Annotated in this window: 17 protein-coding genes; 11 read left to right on the top strand and 6 right to left on the bottom strand. The window is 42.8% G+C overall.

The annotated features are described in order from the left end of the window. Together AC1DPQ_RS01845 and AC1DPQ_RS01840 are read left to right on the top strand one after the other, a co-directional pair. Positions 1 to 488: S8 family serine peptidase (locus tag AC1DPQ_RS01845; RefSeq protein WP_477607682.1), on the top strand; the 488-nt coding region annotated here is incomplete at its 5' end. Between the two features lie 163 nt (positions 489 to 651). Further along, positions 652 to 912, top strand: a complete 261-nt coding sequence (locus AC1DPQ_RS01840; protein ID WP_477585048.1) for a hypothetical protein — start codon at positions 652 to 654, stop codon at positions 910 to 912. 714 nt (positions 913 to 1626) lie between these two features. On the opposite strand, the gene AC1DPQ_RS01835 is transcribed toward AC1DPQ_RS01840, so the two are convergent. After that, the gene (locus AC1DPQ_RS01835) at positions 1627 to 1884 is read right to left on the bottom strand and encodes a helix-turn-helix domain-containing protein (protein WP_215126009.1); all 258 of its coding nucleotides are present in this window, start codon (positions 1882 to 1884) and stop codon (positions 1627 to 1629) included. A 1234-nt stretch (positions 1885 to 3118) separates the two neighbouring features. Here AC1DPQ_RS01835 and AC1DPQ_RS01830 point away from each other — a divergent pair. The 4 genes from AC1DPQ_RS01830 to AC1DPQ_RS01815 are packed head-to-tail and all read left to right on the top strand — an operon-like array spanning position 3119 to position 9399. Beyond that, positions 3119 to 3388 (top strand): hypothetical protein, encoded by a 270-nt coding sequence (locus tag AC1DPQ_RS01830; protein WP_477607680.1) that lies wholly within the window; start codon positions 3119 to 3121, stop codon positions 3386 to 3388. 51 nt (positions 3389 to 3439) lie between these two features. Next, entirely contained in the window at positions 3440 to 4765 is a 1326-nt protein-coding gene (locus tag AC1DPQ_RS01825; RefSeq protein WP_477585252.1) for a TlpA family protein disulfide reductase, read from the top strand. Continuing rightward, on the top strand, positions 4704 to 8003 hold the full coding sequence (locus tag AC1DPQ_RS01820) for a SusC/RagA family TonB-linked outer membrane protein (RefSeq protein ID WP_477607678.1): 3300 nt from the start codon (positions 4704 to 4706) through the stop codon (positions 8001 to 8003). Before AC1DPQ_RS01825 ends, AC1DPQ_RS01820 begins: the two co-directional genes overlap by 62 nt. 25 nt (positions 8004 to 8028) lie before the next feature. Continuing rightward, positions 8029 to 9399 carry a RagB/SusD family nutrient uptake outer membrane protein gene (locus AC1DPQ_RS01815; protein WP_477582615.1) on the top strand — a complete coding sequence of 457 codons (1371 nt, stop codon included), beginning with the start codon at positions 8029 to 8031 and terminating at the stop codon, positions 9397 to 9399. Between the two features lie 54 nt (positions 9400 to 9453). On the opposite strand, the gene AC1DPQ_RS01810 is transcribed toward AC1DPQ_RS01815, so the two are convergent. After that, the gene (locus AC1DPQ_RS01810) at positions 9454 to 9702 is read right to left on the bottom strand and encodes a DUF6520 family protein (RefSeq protein WP_477582613.1); all 249 of its coding nucleotides are present in this window, start codon (positions 9700 to 9702) and stop codon (positions 9454 to 9456) included. Between the two features lie 62 nt (positions 9703 to 9764). Continuing rightward, positions 9765 to 10244 carry a MauE/DoxX family redox-associated membrane protein gene (locus AC1DPQ_RS01805; protein WP_477582611.1) on the bottom strand — a complete coding sequence of 160 codons (480 nt, stop codon included), beginning with the start codon at positions 10242 to 10244 and terminating at the stop codon, positions 9765 to 9767. An 88-nt stretch (positions 10245 to 10332) separates the two neighbouring features. Between AC1DPQ_RS01805 and AC1DPQ_RS01800 the strand changes: the two genes are divergently transcribed. Then, on the top strand, positions 10333 to 13347 hold the full coding sequence (locus AC1DPQ_RS01800) for a lantibiotic dehydratase (RefSeq protein ID WP_477607676.1): 3015 nt from the start codon (positions 10333 to 10335) through the stop codon (positions 13345 to 13347). Here the strand turns inward: AC1DPQ_RS01800 and AC1DPQ_RS01795 are convergent. Together AC1DPQ_RS01795 and AC1DPQ_RS01790 are read right to left on the bottom strand one after the other, a co-directional pair. Continuing rightward, a complete protein-coding gene (locus AC1DPQ_RS01795; RefSeq protein ID WP_477582606.1) occupies positions 13344 to 14081 on the bottom strand; it encodes a LytR/AlgR family response regulator transcription factor in 738 nt (245 codons plus the stop codon). The genes AC1DPQ_RS01800 and AC1DPQ_RS01795 overlap by 4 nt on opposite strands. After that, the gene (locus AC1DPQ_RS01790; RefSeq protein WP_477607674.1) at positions 14078 to 14896 is read right to left on the bottom strand and encodes a sensor histidine kinase; all 819 of its coding nucleotides are present in this window, start codon (positions 14894 to 14896) and stop codon (positions 14078 to 14080) included. The genes AC1DPQ_RS01795 and AC1DPQ_RS01790 overlap by 4 nt, the downstream gene beginning before the upstream one ends. 368 nt (positions 14897 to 15264) lie before the next feature. Between AC1DPQ_RS01790 and AC1DPQ_RS01785 the strand changes: the two genes are divergently transcribed. The 3 genes from AC1DPQ_RS01785 (at position 15265) to AC1DPQ_RS01775 (ending at position 17141) form a co-directional block, all read left to right on the top strand. Next, positions 15265 to 15408, top strand: coding sequence for a hypothetical protein (locus AC1DPQ_RS01785; RefSeq protein WP_477586129.1), 144 nt, complete (start codon positions 15265 to 15267; stop codon positions 15406 to 15408). Positions 15409 to 15437: 29 nt separating this feature from the next. Beyond that, positions 15438 to 16586 (top strand): hypothetical protein, encoded by a 1149-nt coding sequence (locus tag AC1DPQ_RS01780; RefSeq protein WP_477607672.1) that lies wholly within the window; start codon positions 15438 to 15440, stop codon positions 16584 to 16586. 288 nt (positions 16587 to 16874) lie between these two features. Next, a complete protein-coding gene (locus AC1DPQ_RS01775) occupies positions 16875 to 17141 on the top strand; it encodes a helix-turn-helix domain-containing protein (protein ID WP_477581790.1) in 267 nt (88 codons plus the stop codon). Positions 17142 to 17519: 378 nt separating this feature from the next. On the opposite strand, the gene AC1DPQ_RS01770 is transcribed toward AC1DPQ_RS01775, so the two are convergent. Further along, the gene (locus AC1DPQ_RS01770; RefSeq protein WP_477585080.1) at positions 17520 to 17909 is read right to left on the bottom strand and encodes a hypothetical protein; all 390 of its coding nucleotides are present in this window, start codon (positions 17907 to 17909) and stop codon (positions 17520 to 17522) included. Positions 17910 to 17912: 3 nt separating this feature from the next. On the opposite strand from AC1DPQ_RS01770, the gene AC1DPQ_RS01765 reads away from it, so the two are divergent. Next, positions 17913 to 18248, top strand: coding sequence for a DoxX family membrane protein (locus tag AC1DPQ_RS01765; protein ID WP_477585081.1), 336 nt, complete (start codon positions 17913 to 17915; stop codon positions 18246 to 18248). Positions 18249 to 18554: the final 306 nt, after the last annotated feature.

Below are 18554 nucleotides of genomic sequence, written 5' to 3'. Positions count from 1 at the left end.
ATGTATTATTGGTTCAAGCTGCTGGGAATGAAAATAAAGATATAGATGTTGAAAGTAATTTTCCTTCAAGAAAATACTTAAATGGAGAAATTGCAAGTTCATATATTACAGTAGGAGCATCTGCTTTTAAAGATAACGAAACTTTAAAAGCTGGGTTCTCTAATTTTGGAAAAACAAGTGTCGATGTTTTTGCCCCAGGGGTACTTATTAATTCAACAACTCCCGAAAACACTTATAAACCGGAAAGCGGAACTAGTATGGCAGCACCAGTGGTAGTAGGTTTGGCAGCTTTAATTCGTTCTTATTATCCTAAATTAACAGCAGCTCAGGTAAAGGAAATCATTTTAAAATCGGTTGTAAAAATTAACCATAATGTAACTTCTTTAAAAGACGGAGCGCCAGTTAGTGTACCTTTCTCAGAAATTTGTGTAACGGGTGGTATTGTGAATGCTTATAACGCTTTAAAACTAGCGGCGACTTATAAGTAAAACTATTTAAGAGAAAACACCTGATTTTATTATCAACCAGAGTTCGATTATTATTTTGATAAAATGATTGCTTTATAGGTTATTGTAATAGCAAATCGTCATTGCTGTAAGGGTTTAGTAATTCGGTAACAGAATTAGTTTTGTATTAGCTAGTGATTGATTTATGCGAATAAACACGAATGATCTTACCTTAAAGCGTAATTACCTGAGCAAATACCGTTTCCTGATCACAGAATATGAACAGGTAAAAGCTGGTTTGCACGCCAATTTAAAACTTGTAAAAGACTTCTACTCTGCGCATGATACTGATGCGCAGAGTTTTTTGAAGTATTACAACAGGTTCAAGCAATCGGGCAATGAACTGGACCTGCTCCCAGCGAAGCGTGGTACTAAGTACCGTAGGTTTTCGGGACAAAAAGTGTAACCTACTTATGTCAGTTGAATCGAGGCGTAGAGTGACTCTTCGAGAAGTTACTTATTAGTCATCCGAAATATTAATGATCCACTTTTTAAGTAAGACCTTTCTAGATTTTCTTTTAGCTCTAATTTTTTTTCTTTTTGTCAATGACTTTCGGGATTAGTGTTTCTTGTTCCTTCCTAATTTTTAAGAGCCTTCCCAGCTCATCGTACTCTGTTATTTTAGTGTCTAATTCTGCGATTCTCTTTAAATCGGCTATGAATTTATTGCTTATCCGAACTTTTGCCGACCCCAGTGGGGCAAAGATTTTTTCGAAGATTTTTGCCCCATTTTTTTTCTCTTAATTTTTTGTTTTTCAGGTAGATATGTTCGGTAATTTGGTTGACCAAAAGTGTTCGATATCGGTCTCCATTGTTACCTTTTTTCAGGAAAAAGGCAGCTAACTAAGTATCTTTTCCCTTCAACACTGGAATTTTTATAAACAAAATCATTAGTGTCCGGTAAAAACTGAAATACATAATTAACCACAAAAATTTTTGGTCTAAATGATGGATAGTGATGAAAAAAGAATGGGAATGGGGCCACAAACTATCCTATTTTGTGGTAAAGATTTTTTAAATGTGCATTAGGTGATATAATGATCAGCATTTCATTATTTGCCGCTTCTTTCTTTAGTTGCTTATGATCTTCAGATTTGCCACTTAATCATAACAGCTTATGTTATTCCAGCCCGGCGCTAAAGTCGATTCCAAAATTAAAATCCAGAAGTTCTGTTGGATGGATTTTTAAACCTATTGCCAATCTCAATAATGTAATAAAACTTGGACTGGTTTCTCCATTTTCATATTTAATAATATCTCCGGTATTAACCCCGCTTCTCTTGTAAAATTCGCGATAAGAAAGTTCCTGTTTCTCTTTTAAAGATTTTAAATGCTGACCGAATCTTTTCAGGATTATTTTTTCTTTCTCACTAATCATTTTATTGCTAATAAAAATATAATTGGCAATGTCTTTTATATTTTATTTAAAATCGTCATGCAATTACTTGACATTAAGCTTTTTTTTATTTACATTTACGTAATAAAAAAATAAAACCAGTAAGGTAAAATTAAGAGTCTTGCAACCTCAAATCTCACGCCGTTGGAGCAGGACAGCAGATTTTATCCCATTTCTTATAGCGGAATTGCTATCTTTAGCTTTCCAAAATAAGAGTGGGCTTCTGCTGTAATTCCATTTCAACGTAAGGCGTGAGAAACATTATGAGGTTATGGTTTGGGAAGCCCACTTTTTCCTCTCTCCGCCAAGACTCATAACATAGGATTATGAGCAGACAAAAAATAAGTTGGATTAACTGGTTGGTACTTACTGAGGTGAGTATGCTCCAATATGTTATTTTAATTGTTCATCATTTTCAAGTATTTTTATATCAGTCCCTATTAACTTGTCCGTTTGATCGGCTTTATGCCTTGAAGCCAAAGAATCCTGAGTAGTTTTTTTGGATGGGGCAGGTTGACCTTTATGGTCGAAAATAAAATAGGTTCTTAATAATGATGGCCTGCCTCATTTTTTGTTGCTTGGAGCTTGGACCTGGTTTATTGGGATGTTTTTTGCCCATCTTTCCTCTATTTTTTGTGTTTTAAAGAATAAACGGATTTGCCGTAGTGGGATTGGTATGTCCGGATTTTGGGCCAGGGTGGGAGTTTTTCTGCCACTTAGCCTCTTCCACAATTGGGTACTTTGGGCGACTGCCTTTGATCAATTTTTAGTTTAGCATTTTTAATCCTGTTATATGAAGACCACTAGTAGTTATTTGCCGTTTTTTTTTCTCTGTTGGGCTTTTTTATATAGCTCATTGGCGGTATGGAGCATTTGGCCTATAGGTCGTAGCAGGCAGGGACTGATTAATAAAAATAAGTATGAGTCCGGGCAGGTACCGCGGAATATAGGCGGGGTGAAGTCGGGTCCGGATGATTTGACATGTTTCTGTTGTATTTATGGCAATGTGAGCTTGGTTATATATTCTTACATTGATTTTATTTCACCTTCGCTCCAAAATCCTATCAAAAATATTATTAAAGGTCCGGAATAAACCCACCTTGGCAGCCGGGGTTTTTTCGATCACTGCTGAAATCCGGTTGCCATATATTACTGTAAAGTAGTCAAACTTTGCGCTTGCTTTAATCAACTAACACTTTTTCCTAACCATCAATTCATGACTTTATCTGATTATAATTCTGGAAGCCCTTCTTTGAAAACAGCTCAACAGGTGTTGGAATTATTTTATCGACACTATAGTGATCATAAAATAAAGCTGACGTTGCTCGAGTCGTTTCAGGGTTACGCCTTGAATGATAAGAAGGGTTTTCTGGAACTTAATATCAGTGAACAGGAAGTTAGTGATGTTTTCGATGGCCTGATCGATTTGGTCACGGCCGTGCGGACGCTGATGGAACAAGGCAAGATTGAAGGAATAGGGGCATAGACGGACTTTACAGTTCAATTTCTAATTTTTTTACGTCTTAAATCAATCAAAATGAAGCTTAAATTATGCTTCCTGCTACTGCTATGCCCAGTTTTTTGGGTGCATGCCCAGGATAAAAACTTATCAGTTACCCCAGGGGCTGCAAATAATCGAGGATTAGCTATAGGGCAGCAGGCGCCGGATGTACTTATACAGAATATTTCAGGCCTCAATGGATCAGATAAAACGCCGGTAGCCCTGCCGCTTTCAGCCTTTAAGGGCAAACTGCTCATCGTGGATTTCTGGGCAACATGGTGTGCGCCCTGTATTGCCATGATTCCTAAAATGGAGGCCTTACAGGAAGAATTTAACGGCCGTGTGCAGTTCCTCCCGGTAGCTTATCAGTCCTTTAAAGAGGTCGATGCCTTTTATAAAAAGCTGCAGCAGCAGACCGGTAAATCTGTGTCGCTGCCGATGGTTACAGCAGATACGACACTGGTCCGGCTTTTTCCCCATCAGACCCTCCCGCATTATGTATGGATAGGCGGGGATGGTGTTGTAAAGGCCATAACCGACCGGCAGGCGATCTCTGCTGAAAATATAAAAGCCTTATTAGCCGCAGGATCGTTAGAACTGAAAGTTAAAAAGGATGAGAAAATGCTTTATGATACCAGTAAGCCTTTGTTTTTTGAGGGAGAGGATCTCGATAACGGTATTTTTCGATCTCAGCTTTCAGGTTATATCACCAATATCGGCCGCGGGATCTATAAAGACGTAGACGTACAATCAGGAGGACCTGTGAGACGCATTACCGGGCGTAACCTGACCATTCCCGAACTGTTCCGGATAGCCTATAAAAAAGAAAAAAAAGAAACGGTGCTCGAAGATGGACTGGTGGAAGAATTTGAGCCCAAAAAGCTAGTCAGCGCAGATTTTCTGGACTGGTTGAAGCAGGGCAGGGGATATTGTTATGAGCTCATGATTAACCAGCAATCCAGCGCTCGGACATATGCCTTGATGCAGGATGAGCTCAAGGGATTTTTCTCGGATTACCGGGTAGGACTGGAAAAAAGGAAAGTAAAGGCGCTGGCATTGGTGCGCACCTCTTCAACAGATAAACTCCGTACCTCGGGTGGGCAGCCCTCGGTTTACGTAGACGGCTTTGGATGCAAATTAACGAGTTGCTTCCTCTCTGTTTTCATTGAAAGGTTACAGGTTCCGTTACAAGGGAATCCACTTCCGATGATTGACCAGACCGGATATACAGGCATGGTTGACCTGGAGTTCACGGCCAATACGGGCAGTATTGAGCAGATCAATAAAGCGCTCGCCCGCTATGACCTGCGCTTTGTTGAAAAGCCTGCAGAGATCGAAATGCTCATTATCCGTAAACGCTAACGCACAAATTTTAATTATGAAGAAAATTATTATACTATATCTCGCTACGCTGTTTCTGCTTTACAGTTTACCGCTCAATGCCCAACAGCCCATAAAAGAAATAAAGGGCAAAGTTGTGGCGGCTGACGGGCGGATTCCCCTGATTGGAGCCACCGTTAAAATGGAAGAATCCGGTGAGGCGGTCCTGACTGACCAGACGGGAAGTTTCGCTTTAAAGACCACACTTTCCGGCGTCAACCTACAGGTAACCTATCTTGGCTATCAGCAGGTGAGCCTGAAGGTATCCGCTAACGATAAGCCGGTCTTGATTATACTGGCTGCTGCAACAGCACAATTAAATGAAGTGGTCGTTTCTACCGGTTATCAGACTCTGCCTGCCGGCAGGGCCACAGGATCTTTTGTTCAGGTGGATAACAAACTGCTCAACCGCAGGGTGAGCACAGGCGTGCTGGAACGGCTGGAAGATGTCACTCCTGGCCTGCTTTTCAACAAAGGCAKGTCGGCAGGGGCGGGCCTGATTAGTGTGCGGGGACAAAATACCATATATGGCAATTCCAGTCCATTGATTGTACTGGATAATTTTCCATATGATGGGGATATCAATAATATTAATCCCAATGATGTAGAGAGCATTTCAGTGCTCAAGGATGCTGCTGCGGCTTCCATCTGGGGTTCCCGTGCCGGAAACGGTGTGATTGTGATTACAACCAAAAAAGGACGTTATAGCCAGCCCCTGAAAGTCGGCTTTAATGCCAATGCGACAATGGGTGATAAACCAGATATTTTTTATCAGCCCAGGATGTCTGCTGCAGATTTCATAGGCGTCGAAAAAGCACTTTTTGACAAAGGCTTTTACCTTAATGCCGAAACTGGCTTTAATAATCCCGCGATAACGCCGGTAGTGGAACTGCTGATTGCCCGCAGGGATGGTAAAATCTCAGCGGATCAGGCTGATGCGCAGATTAGTGCTTTAGCTTCAAATGATGTGCGGAATGACTTTGACAACTATTTTTACCGTAAAAGTATTAACCAGCAGTATGCCCTGAATTTTAGTGGTGGCAGCGAAATCCAGCGCTTTAACCTGTCGGGAGGATATGACCATAACCAGGATAACCTGGTAGGAAACGGTTTTGACCGCTATACCTTTAACGGCGGACAGTCCATCAACTTACTTAGTAAAAAACTGGAAATAACGACTGGATTTTATTATACCCAGAGCAATACTGTTACCAACAATCCCGGGACAAGCCTGATCGGACTCAACACCGGTAACGGCCCTTCGCTATATCCCTATGCCAGGCTTGTCGATGCCGCGGGAAATCCCATTGCAATCACGCACGACTACCGGCAGCGTTTCGTTCAGTCCGCGCAGCAACAGGGATTGCTCGACTGGAGCTATAAGCCCCTGGAAGAAATCTTCCTGGCGGATAAAACCCGCAAACTGATCGATTACCGGTTGAATTTTGGCGCCAGTTATAAAATCAAGCCTTATCTTTCGCTGTCCTTACTTTATCAGTATGGACAGAGTATCGCTAACGGGCGGAACCTGCGGAGCGAAAAAACCTATTTTACCCGGAACCTGATCAACAATTTTTCGGCAGTTGATGCTAACGGAAAACTCACTAACTCCATTCCCCGCGGCGCAATACTCGATCTGAATGACCTCACCGCCACCAGTCAAAGCATTAGGGGCCAGCTGAATTTTAACCGTCAATGGAATGATAAACATAGTCTCACGGCCATTGCAGGATATGAACTTCGTGATTTCCATACGGTGGGGAACAGCAACCGCTCCTATGGTTATGACGACAGCCATGCAACTGCTTTAGGGGTCGATTACCTCAGCCAGTTTCCCCAGTATGCAATCCCCGGTTCGCTGGCAGCTATCCCGTTTTATAACAGCATGACCGATCTGACCGACCGCAATATTTCTTATTACTCGAATGCGGCCTATACCTACCTTGACCGCTATACCCTGTCTGCCAGTGCAAGGCTCGACCGGAGTAACCTGTTCGGGGTAAAAACCAATCAACAGGGGGTGCCCCTTTATTCCGCGGGACTCGCCTGGAATATTGATCAAGAACCTTTTTACGGCCTCGAGTGGCTACCCTATTTAAAAATGAGGCTGACCTACGGCTACAATGGCAATGTGAATAAAAGCCTTTCTGCCTTCACAACAGCGCTATACGGCACAGGCAATGCCATCAATACCGTATATGCGCAGGTCATCAATCCGCCAAACCCCGAGCTGAGGTGGGAACGTGTACGACTGATCAACATCGGGATCGATTTTGCGGGGAGGAACAACCGCATCAGCGGCACCATAGAGCCTTACCTCAAGCGGGGTATCGATCTGATCGGGGATATTGCCTTTGCACCCTCCTCGGGCATCACTACCTTTCGGGGCAATACGGCAAATACACGTGGCGCAGGCATCGACCTTAGTTTAAACAGCCAGAATCTGGCCGGTGARTTCAAATGGCAGACCAGTTTCTTTTTTAGCTATGTAAAGGATAAGGTTGTGGATTACGCGCTCCAGCAACCGGCAGTTAGATATGCACAGTTTTCCGACAGTGAAGTTTATCCTTTACAGGGGAAACCCTTTTATGCCGTATACAGTTATGCCTTCGCAGGCCTCGATCCACAGAACGGCGACCCTCAGGGTTATCTCGGCGACAAAATAAGCAAAGATTATGGGCAGTTGTTGTCTTCAGCGACCGCAGATAACTTGATTTACAGTGGCCCTGCCCGGCCGGTAAGCTACGGCGCCCTGCGGAACACATTCAGCTACAGGCAATTTTCCTTTTCTGCAAATATCAGCTATCGCCTGGGCTACTATTTCAGGCAGCCGGGCATTTTTTACGCCAGCATTCTTTCCGGACAGGGTTACTTTCAGGGCAGGTATAGCGAGCGCTGGCAGAAGCCTGGAGATGAACTGATCACCACCATCCCTTCGATGCCTGCCGGCATTAATGCGGCAAGGGACAGTTTCTATAATTTTTCTACCACAACGGTACAAAAGGCAGATAATATCCGCCTGCAGGACATTAGCCTTGCTTACGAGTTTGGTAAAAACGTATTGCAGCGGCTTGCACTCAGTAAACTGCAGGTCTATCTCTATGCCAATAACATCGGGATCATCTGGAAGTCAACCAAAACCCATTTTGACCCAGATTATCCCACTGCTGATTACCCGCCCGCCCGCACGGTTGCTGTAGGCATTAAAGCTGATTTTTAAAATGATGATAACGAAACTGACTATTATGAAAACAATATTTTTACTGATGGGTCTTTTGCTCTCCGGCCTGCTTTTTAGTTCCTGCCAAAAGGAATTCCTGGATAAAAAGCCTGATAAGGCACTACTCATTCCCACAACCCTGGACGATTTTAATGCCTTAATGGATAACCTGACCATATTCAACACCAGCCCCTCGCTGCAGGAAATTTCAGCTGATGACTATTACGCCAATGATGCCGGCGTGGCTGGGTTCACCACGATGGTCCAAAAAAATAGCTACCTGTGGGCTGAAGATCTCTATCAGAACCAGACTTGTGCAGACTGGAACCTTCCTTATCAACAGATCTTTTATGCCAATATCATATTAGATGGTCTGAAGGATCTGGAAGGGGCAGAAGGTTCGAAGACCAACTGGAACACCACTAAAGGAAGYGCACTTTTCCACCGGGCATTTGCTTTTTATAACCTGATGCAGTTGTTTTCCAAGACCTATGACAAGAACACGGCCGGCTTAGATCTGGGAATACCCCTGCGCCTCACTCCAGATGTGAATGCGAAGGGGGGAAGGGCTTCCGTGCAGCAGGTATATGACCAACTCATCAGTGACCTCGTAGAGGCAGAAAAGTTATTGCCCCAGCTGACGCAGTTCAAAAGCCGTCCCTCAAAGGCTGCAGCGAATGCACTATTAGCTCGGGTATACCTGAATATGGAAAATTATGAACTGGCTGGTAAATATGCGGCAGCATCTCTTGCGCTTAACCATTCTCTGCTGGATTACAATACCATCAGCCAGACCGCAACCAATCCATTTCCCTCTTCTCCGGCAGCAGATAATCCCGAGGTAATCTTTTATGATAAACTCATACCTTATGGATTTAGCTCCTCTACCAGGACCACGGTAGCAGATGAGTTATACCAGCTTTATGCAGACAAGGATTTGAGAAAAAGCATATTCTTTGCAGGCCCCGCGCCTTTTTATTTCAAGGGGCGGTATACAGGCTTCCGCCTGCAGCTTTTTGGGGGATTGTGTGTGGATGAGATGTACCTCATCCGCGCCGAATCATTGGCAAGGATGGGCAGTTTTGCCGAGGCGATGCAAGAACTGAACACCCTGCTGGTTACGCGCTGGGCCAAAGGGACCTACCAGCTCCTGAGTGCGAACGACGCAGAAGAGGCCCTGAAGATTATACTTAAAGAAAGACGTAAGGAACTCGCCTTCAGGGGACTCCGCTGGGGAGACCTCAGGCGGCTCAATAAAGATCCGCGCTTTGCAAAAAGTATAATCCGCACGGTTTCAGGGCAGGTATTCACATTAATCGCTGGTGATAAACGTTATGTGCTGCCCATTCCGGCTGAAGAAATATCCGCCAGCGGGATTCCGCAGAATGAGCGGTAAATAAAAAAGCAACCGGCGCGATGCCGGTTGCTGGTTCAAAAGGTTAATCAGATACTACTGTGAAAAATTGCCAAGTTCCTGCTCGATGTAGCCGATTGGATTGACATTGGGATTTTGACCTGCTGGATAGGTGCGGGTACAAGTGTTGTCGGAGGATTCGCAGCTGTAGTCGCCAGTTACCTCTTCATAAGAGGTGCCATTGAAACCCCATTTAACATTGGCTTTTTGAGCAGTAGATGCTACTGCTACGCCTGTTCCAAGTAGGAAGGCGATAGCAGCAAAGTTTAATTTGATCCTTTTCATAGGAAACGAATGCTTTATTACATCAAAAAACATTCAGAAAAACTTTAGTGAAAAAATGATGCTTACTCTTTTCGCAGGTTTTCAGCTGGCCCTGTTTGGTCGTTGGTGATGATGTTGAACGTATTCAATCCTTTCCTTTCAGCGGTATAGAGGTACAAAGCGAGAAGGTTGAGGATCAGAAAGAAACTGTTGAATATTAGATGTGTGGTCCAGCCCATTTGGTTCAGAATGCCCCCACATGAACAGGGAACCCTGTCCCAGAAATGAAGCATGACCATGGCGATGTAGGATGTGAAGGCCAGTAGCAGTGCAGATGAGAACAACAGACCAGATATGATGGTCCGCTTGAAACACAGCAGCAGCGCAGTGATGATTTCGGCAGGGATCAAAAAATACAGTAGGAAATCAGCAAGCCAGCTGGGAAAAGATTGGTTGTGAAGCTGCTGGTCAAAGTCTGAAAAAGTTAGCAGCTTACTCAAAGCAGCATAAACAAATAGCAGTACGAGCAACGGTGGAACGGTTGATTTTAAAATTGCCTTCATGGTAAAAGAATTATGAAACGAATTAACGGTGAATAGAAAAGCCAAAACAGTATGAGATGGGTATTATACCCTTTAAAGTGATAAATTGATGAAAGAAAGCAGGTCAATGGTCTACCGGTTTTTACCGCAGTTGTTTTTACGGGCACCGTACTATAGCTTTACCGGCTATGATCTCTCGCGGTTGCCTGAAGTGTTGCAGGAACAGGCTTTCCGCAATGCAGTTTTTTTGGCGAGCGCAGCGTTTTATGCCTTACTTGAAAAAAAGGAATTTGATTTCGATAAATTAGCAGACAAGGAAAAACATACCCTTTATAAATATTATAACCGGATGTGCTTCAGGCCAACCCCTTTTGGAAGCTTCTCCTCCTTTACTTTACTTCATTGGGGAATCGGTGGTCAGATCAGGCTTGCCGGAAGCGATGAGTCGATCCTTCATTTGTTGCCTGATCAGGAATTTTTAAGGAAACTGAAGAACAGGGCGGAGGCTGATCTGTCAGACGGATTGATGGTCAACCCCGCGCTGTACCGGTTTAATGACGTTTTCCGCTACACCAAATCATCTTTAGATGATAAGGGGAGGTTTAGCTTTTCCTTGGAAGGGATTGCAGCCGTAAAATTCAATGTACAGCTGTTTTCATTTTTATCTTCAAAGAAGACTTCCAAAAACATCCTCTTGACGTGGATTATGGAGCACAGTGAGTGCTCAGATGCAGAAGCGGAAGAATACATCCAATTTCTGCTTGACGCCGGAGCGGTTTTCAATGGCACTCAGGGCAAAGTAATCAGTAATGAGATCATTGAGAACTTCTTTGGATTACCTAGCTGGAACGGTTTCTGGAAAAATTATACGATGATTCCTATATCGGGTGAAGCATCCCTATCGGCTTTGGCCGGGGAAATCGGAAAAATTGCAAAGGAAAATAAACCTTTTGGACAGCCATTTTATGCAGCCCTGGAAAGGCCGAACAAAACTGGGGGACCAAATAGCACTGAACAGGAAGAACTGTCCAAAGCTGTCCATGTGCTGCAGTTATTGGCAAATGCTGAGCAGCCTGCTGATCTGTCGCGTTTTATCCGTGACTTCCGTGCCCGCTTTGATCAGGAAAGGGTGCCTTTACTGCTAGCCTTAGATCCCGACGGGGGATTGCATTATGGCGAGATGGAGCCATCCATGCCTGATCACGATATCCTGGAGAATATTCCTTTCCCCGTGCCGGAAGATGAAAATAGAACACTTGGATGGCATGCCTCACAGCAGTTTATCTTCAAACTCTGGATAGGGGACACCCTTCGCGATCCCTGGGCGCCCCTTCAGATCAGCGAAGATGATTTGATTAAACTGGAAAATCATAAAAAGGTAGTATTGCCTATGCCCCAGACGCAGGCGCTCATGTACCGCTCGACGGGCGAACACCTGATCATCGAAAGTTCGGGCGGTGTAACTGCCGCTTCGCTGATCGGAAGGTTCTCTTGCTTTAGTGACCCGGTACACCAGTTTTGCCGCGAGCTTGCCGCAAAGGAAACTACAGCAAACCCGGAAGTTGTTTTTGCCGACATTGCACAGCAGTCTGATAGCCATGTGGATAATATCAATCGCCGTAAGCCCATTTATTCACACGAGATACCCCTGAACGTATCTCCTTCGCAGCCAGTTGAAAAACTGGTTCTGCCAGGCGAACTCATGCTTTCTCTTAAAGGCGGTGAATTGATATTAGAGTCGTCTAAGTTGAACAAAAGAGTAATTCCCCGTCTGGCGACCGCCTATAACTTTCGGAATAACCACTCGCCGGTTTTCCGGTTGTTGTGTGACCTGCAATTTCAGGGTGTACAGGCAGGACTTTCATTTAGCCTGGAAAACTTTTTTCCGGGCCTTACTTTTTATCCACGGGTCTGTTGCGGAAGGGTGATCCTCTGTCTGGCGAAATGGAATTTTAAGGAGTCAGACATAAAGCATTTATCCGTAGGGGACAATACTGATCCCATCAAAACCCTGGATGGTTTTCGCAGAAAGCACCACCTGCCCCGGTACATCACCATAGGGGCAACAGACCAGCAGTTGGTTTTTGATCTGGCCAATTCCACCGAGGCAAGGTTTTTTCTGCAGTGCATTGACGGTTTAAAGCGGATAACCATTCAGGAATATTTATTGCCTGATCGTTCCGTTCTGTCCGGTAAAAAGCCACTTGCGGGGCAGATGATTGCTTTTCTTGCCCACGGGAATAATATTTATAAACCTTCAAAAAAGGAAAATATCACTGTTTACGGTGAAAAGCAACGCGACTTTTTAATGGGGAGTAACTGGCTTTACCTTAAAATTTTCTGCATTCCACGCGCTTCGGATGAAATCCTTAGTAGGGTGATTTTCCCATTCATCAAAGGACAGAAGAAGCGGATCAAAAACTGGTTTTTCATCCGTTACAGCGATAAAGGCTATCATCTGCGTCTGCGCATACAGGCGGAGGAAGATGATCTTGGCGCGATACTCGTCGCCTTGCGTAAAAAAATTGAATCATCCGGACATGATAAACTCATCCGGGATTTCCAGGGAGATACTTACCGGAGAGAAATCGAACGATATGGGCCCGATCTCATTTCACATGTTGAAGAACTTTTTTGCGCGGGAAGCCATCTTACTGTCCTTGCGTTAACTTTAAAGGGGAACAATTTTTTCGAACCTAGCGAGTTTGAACTGGCCTTGCTAACTGCCCATCGCATGATCAGTTGCTTTTTTCCATCTCTGATTGATTCCCTGGATTACCTTGGTAAGGTGACGGATCAGTTTATGGCAGAGTTCAGGGCAGATAAAACGCTTAAAGTCGCAATGGATGAGAAATACCGGCAGAAGAAATTAATGATAGCGGACTTGCTGGAAAGTAAAGCATTATCAAAGCATCTTTCGCCACTGTTAAAGCAGATGTCTGTTTTGGATGGGCTTACAAGAAGCTATTCAAATGATAATAGAATGGAGCTTTTGGCTGACCTGGTGCATATGCAACTGAACCGGACGTTCTCCGTTAGACAAAGGCAACAGGAGTTGCTCGTTTACTATTGCCTGCAAAAATATGCCGGCTCACGTTTGGCCCGCGAAAAGACTTCAGTCTAGTGATCACTTTTGTCTCTTTTACTGACGAGTAGAGCCGGCTGGATTTTTTCCCGGAACGCGGTACGGTAAGTCCCTCCAATCGGAATACTCACCTCTCCGCTTAGTCTTACCTGGGCGTATTCTAACGAATGAATAGCTGCATGGTTGACGATATAAGACTGATGGATCCTGGAAAAACCTTCAACAGGTAACTTGGAAAGGACTTCCGCTAAAGTGAGGTAAGTAGTTACTTTTTCATCATTCATATGGATAATGATATAGTTGCCTATATTTTCGATATAACGGATCTCTGCGATAGTGATCCGGTTAAATTTTCCTTTAATGTTGCTTTTGATGAAAAAAAATGGGCTAGCTGTGATTTGGTTGGTCTGACTGGTGAGATTTGAACGCACCCTGGTAACTGCCTTTAAAAACCTGGCGTAATTGATGGGCTTTAACAGGTAATCTACTGCATCTTTTTCAAACGCTTCCGGTGCGTACTCCCGGTAGGAGGTTGTGAAAATAATGTTGCTCGCTGAACCTATAAGGTCTGCCACATCAAGGCCATTGAGCTGTGGCATATCGACATCTAAAAGAACAATATCGGGTGTTGGGATAGTACATAATTCTTCCAGCGCTAAAAGCGGGTTGGTGGAGCTGCCAACCAGTTCCAGGCCTGGGGTTTGATTGATGTACTTATCGAGTACTTCAATTGAATGATATTCATCATCAATAATATAGCAGGTTAAACTCATAATTTAAGGGTTAAAGTGAGTTCGTAAAATTCGCCAGGCTCGTTGATTTCCAGCTTATAGTTGTCTTTATAAAATGAATCCATGCGGAGCCGGATGTTCTGCAGACCYARTGCTTTTCGCTGACGGRGATGTCCGTTCTTTGATTTTTTTAAGTTTCTGCTGTGAAAAGTTAACTGACCGTTTTCATCCGTAAACAGTTTGAGCAAAGCTGGCGAATCGGATTCGGCTAAATTTCCATGTTTAAATATATTTTCAGTCAACGTAAGCAGGATCAGCGGAATTATTTTATAACGRCTGAAATCACCATGCAGTTCCGGCTTAAGATATAGAGGTTCTTTAAACCTGTAGCGGTTGATCGCGATGAGGTTTTCAATCTGCTCAACTTCTCTATCCAGTTTGATTTTTCCATCCGGACCAGCTTCTTCCAGGCTGAAACGCATAATCTCCGATAGGAGCCAAATGCAATTAGCGGCATCATCGGAATATTTTTGTGTGCTGTTGTAAACAAAGTTTAGCGCATTGAAGAGCATATGAGGGTTAATCTGTTGTTGAAGATAGGCATTACGGGACTTGGTAAGCTGGGTTTCCAGCTCTGCCTTTTCTTTTTCAATAATTAACTGTCGCTTTTCAGCTTCCGCAGCCTGCCGACGAAAATAGGATATATGACCTGCAGCCCAATAAAACATGGCCAAAATAGAGAAGTATAATGCTCTCATGATATTTCGCTGCAAGAAACCTTCTATATAAATGATGGAATTGGATGGGTTAGCAGGCGAACTACTAACCAAATAGTCAGCAACAGATTTAGTTATCATGTATAGGCTGAGCAATAATAGGTAACCTGCAATGCCTTTGAAATATCGACGTTTCCTTTCTTCGAAAACATAATCCAATAATGTTGCAAAAAGATAAAAGAATGAAATATTGATAGCGTAAAAAACTAAATAAATGTAAAGTTTTTCTAGGGTTCCTAAGGCAATATAGACCATTGTCAGTTCATAGGTGATAAACAATGTCCAGCAGATAATATGTATTAGAAAATATTTTTTTGAAAATTTTGTTACTTCTAGGTTTAACATATTCTGTGCTATGAACGCTTTTTTTACTCCCAAACTGTATGAATCTGTAATAAAGATTTTTGCAACTTCACAAAGCCTTAATTTACCATAAAAAATATAAAATCATGAAAATTTCAATTAAACTTCCCGAGAAAAAAACTATCGCAGTGAGCAATTTTAAATCAATTGTTGGTAAGTTCAAAAATCCTGAAACTGATACGACCAGTATTACCACCAGCATAACCAGTACCCATTTGTTAAAAAATTAGTTACAAAGGTATTGGATTGATTACACCTGATGCTTAAAAATGAACTACATGATATCGAGGAACTGCTGTCTGCCTGGGGAAATTCAAGTAACGATATTGCAGTAGAATCGACTTTCCAATCAAAATCTCAACAACTTTTTGAAGGATGGAAAATGATGGCTTTCTCGGAGATTTCTGATAAAAGCTTAAGGCGTTATTTTTATTATCAGCTTGAGGGTATCCTGAAAATTTCGGATACCCTTTGTAAAATGCCGGAGATTGAAATTTCTAATAAACTACATGATTATCTTCTATTCCTGCTTGATCATTTAAAGCAATACTTTTCGAACTATTTCAATCGAGATGCTGTGGCACCTGCCGCTTTTCATAAACGTTTAGTTAATCAATCAGGCGCAGATATTCACCTGGTGAAAACAAATCTTAAAAACGCGAAAATAAACTCGGGGTTGAAAATTTTGATCTTAAACTGGGTAGATGAGATGTCAGCAGACAACAACGCAAGGCGGTATTCTTTTGGTACACTAGACTATTATAAGTATGTTATCAAGCAAATGATTTTGGTTGATACACTCCCCGACGAGACAGAAAACAATCTCATCTTTTATCTTTCTGGTGTGAATTTTAATCATCTTTCTTTTTTTGTTTACCGACAACGGAAGATCCGTCAAGAATTGGAAGCTTTTATTTGTTTAGACGACAAAATCAACTATCTACATAATCAAAAGGCTACGGTGGCATCTGTTCCTGAAGTGAAACATATAGCTTATAATATTTCATGGCCATCTCTAAAAACTATGTTGGGAGACTGGCTCCAGGAAGAAATTCTGGTAACAAAAAAGTCTTTGAGCAAGGGGAGCGAAATTGCTGTTCCAAAAATACCACTGGAAATGTCAGTTGCACACCTGTCCTGCCTGATTCGTTTACTGTACGAAGAAAGTGTCTTCGCCACTCAAAACCTTCAGTTCATTTTTAAATGTTTCGCTGGTCACTGTCAAAGTAAAAGACAAGCTGTTATTTCTCCTGGAAGCCTCAGTAAAGAATTTTACAGTATTGACCAGCATACTGCCGCACGTGTGCGGGATCTATTACAGCGCATGGTGCTGCGGATCAACCGTAATTTTTTTCCTATGGCCGTTGCAATAAATGCAACAGTCCTCTCTTATCTAAGTATGTGCTGAGTTCACCCAGCCAGTTATAGCTAAACCCTTCTTTATTTATCAGTCGTTCAGGCAAAAGAGATGTGATGTCGTTCAATGTGCTGAAATGCATTGAACGACAAGCTTTACAGAATTCAGCACTAAAACCAAGCCTGTCAATAGGGGTCTGTAATAATTCCTCCTTTTCCATATATTTTTTAATATCTGCAGCTTTATAAAGATAATAAATTTGTTTCTAATAAGATGTATCTATTGTGATGTTTCTTTTTAGAAGTACCTCTCTCGCATCATTTTGGTTTACTTTACGTTATGAGTAGAGCCAAAAACGAAGAGGAGAGCGAGCACATAAAGGAAGTTTTGAAATTGGTCGGAGCACGGATTCGTTCCCTTAGAGAAGCGAAAGGGGAACGGAACTATGAAAAATTTGCCTTTAAACATGACCTTAACCGTACGCAGCTCTGGCGCTATGAAAATGGTGAAGATCTGTATTTCTCATCTTTGTTGAAAGTGCTTTCAGCATTGGATATTACCCTTGCTGAGTTCTTTAGCGACGGGTTTGATCAATCCGCTAAGTAAGTATATATAGTAAAGCAAGCAGCAATAAAAAAACTCGGCGTATTTATCTTTCTGATCCTATTCATTTAGATTTCACTTATCCATTGGGTGCAGCAGTCATCCGAATTGCTCAAGAATGCCTAGTCACTTTCCTCAACTTGACTGATTTTACCGATAAGTTAGATTGTGATGAATAATATCAAACTTTATTTTCTATTTCTTACTTTAAATTATTTTGGCTTTGGGTCATGGGCTCAAATTCTCGATAAACCAATGGAATTATTAAATTTATTTATTGACAAAAAAGTGCCATTGATTTTATCAAATCTCATTGTAGGGATTTTAGAACCTTTAACGGATACACAAAAACATTTCTCTCGATTTGATATTGTTGGCCAGTTACTTTATTTGAAAAAAAAGGTATGGACCACCGTTGTCAAGAATTTGCGATTTAGAGGACAGTTTATCCATTCCTGTTCCGGTAGGGTAAAATCCGACAGCTTGTGTGATGGTTGTGGCTCCACTTGTTTTGCTCAAAGAAATAGCCACATGGCCGAAACTGTTAGCGCCGACATTAAAAGAGGTTCCAGGCTGCGGTTCAACAACATACACCCTTACTACAAATGCTGCATTTGTACTTGGGATCTTTGAAAAACATTCCATCATCTCTCTGGGATTGACAGGGTTTTTGTCCTCTCCCGGAAGGTTCGATGGGGCAGGGGGAGATGATGTGTAGGTGTTTCCTCCGCCACCACCCGATGATCCCGAAGAGCCGTCGATTGGGATCATTTTATGAAGTACGCAGGGGAGGTGATGTCGATGCTTCCGCATCACCTTGTGCCGGTACTTGCGGTAATTGCCACCATTTTGGAAGGATTATTCGGACTGCTCTTACTGGCCGGTTTGTTTACTCGGGCTGCTGCGATGGGGAGCGGACTGTTGAGCTTATGCTTTGCGCTTTGTATGGCCCTCTCATTTGGCATTGAATCTCCGATAGGCTATTCTGTTTTTACGCTGAGCGCGGCGAGTTTCCTTCTTGCTCTTCAGCCCAACTGTTTTTGGAGCCTGGACGGATCCTCTTTATTCCGCCACGTTCTTAAACGGTCGGGAGCCATTTGGTTGTTTTAATTCAAGGTGATTGCCAATTGCATCTCAAAGTGGTTCCCTTTGGTCCCATATGCAAAATCATAACGCCGCGTATAAGCCCGTTTCGATGTAATGATTTTGAAGACCTGCTACAATTCCATTATTTACGGCGCTGGTCTGAAGTACAACCAAACGGCTTTTGACCTTTGTACAGCATTTGCAAAGATGGGGGCAGATGCACTGAATTAGCAGGATTTAAATTTTGTTATTGGTCAGCTTTGGACACAAAAACTTGAAGCGGACCCGAGTCTGCGTTGCCAAGCTGATGATTATGGGGTTGGCCTGATG

This window comes from Pedobacter sp. 01T416_2, assembly GCF_056398925.1.
The sequence above is the reverse complement of the archived record's forward strand: the minus strand, read 5'-3'. Positions and strand labels throughout refer to the sequence as shown.

Excerpts from the sequence above, each read along its gene's own strand:
- AC1DPQ_RS01840 (WP_477585048.1), top strand. The coding sequence starts at position 652 with ATGCGAATAAACACGAATGATCTTACCTTAAAGCGTAATTACCTGAGC.
- AC1DPQ_RS01835 (WP_215126009.1), bottom strand. The coding sequence starts at position 1,884 with ATGATTAGTGAGAAAGAAAAAATAATCCTGAAAAGATTCGGTCAGCAT.
- AC1DPQ_RS01830 (WP_477607680.1), top strand. The coding sequence starts at position 3,119 with ATGACTTTATCTGATTATAATTCTGGAAGCCCTTCTTTGAAAACAGCT.
- AC1DPQ_RS01825 (WP_477585252.1), top strand. The coding sequence starts at position 3,440 with ATGAAGCTTAAATTATGCTTCCTGCTACTGCTATGCCCAGTTTTTTGG.
- AC1DPQ_RS01810 (WP_477582613.1), bottom strand. The coding sequence starts at position 9,702 with ATGAAAAGGATCAAATTAAACTTTGCTGCTATCGCCTTCCTACTTGGA.
- AC1DPQ_RS01805 (WP_477582611.1), bottom strand. The coding sequence starts at position 10,244 with ATGAAGGCAATTTTAAAATCAACCGTTCCACCGTTGCTCGTACTGCTA.
- AC1DPQ_RS01800 (WP_477607676.1), top strand. The coding sequence starts at position 10,333 with ATGAAAGAAAGCAGGTCAATGGTCTACCGGTTTTTACCGCAGTTGTTT.
- AC1DPQ_RS01795 (WP_477582606.1), bottom strand. The coding sequence starts at position 14,081 with ATGAGTTTAACCTGCTATATTATTGATGATGAATATCATTCAATTGAA.
- AC1DPQ_RS01785 (WP_477586129.1), top strand. The coding sequence starts at position 15,265 with ATGAAAATTTCAATTAAACTTCCCGAGAAAAAAACTATCGCAGTGAGC.
- AC1DPQ_RS01780 (WP_477607672.1), top strand. The coding sequence starts at position 15,438 with ATGCTTAAAAATGAACTACATGATATCGAGGAACTGCTGTCTGCCTGG.
- AC1DPQ_RS01775 (WP_477581790.1), top strand. The coding sequence starts at position 16,875 with ATGAGTAGAGCCAAAAACGAAGAGGAGAGCGAGCACATAAAGGAAGTT.
- AC1DPQ_RS01770 (WP_477585080.1), bottom strand. The coding sequence starts at position 17,909 with ATGATCCCAATCGACGGCTCTTCGGGATCATCGGGTGGTGGCGGAGGA.
- AC1DPQ_RS01765 (WP_477585081.1), top strand. The coding sequence starts at position 17,913 with ATGAAGTACGCAGGGGAGGTGATGTCGATGCTTCCGCATCACCTTGTG.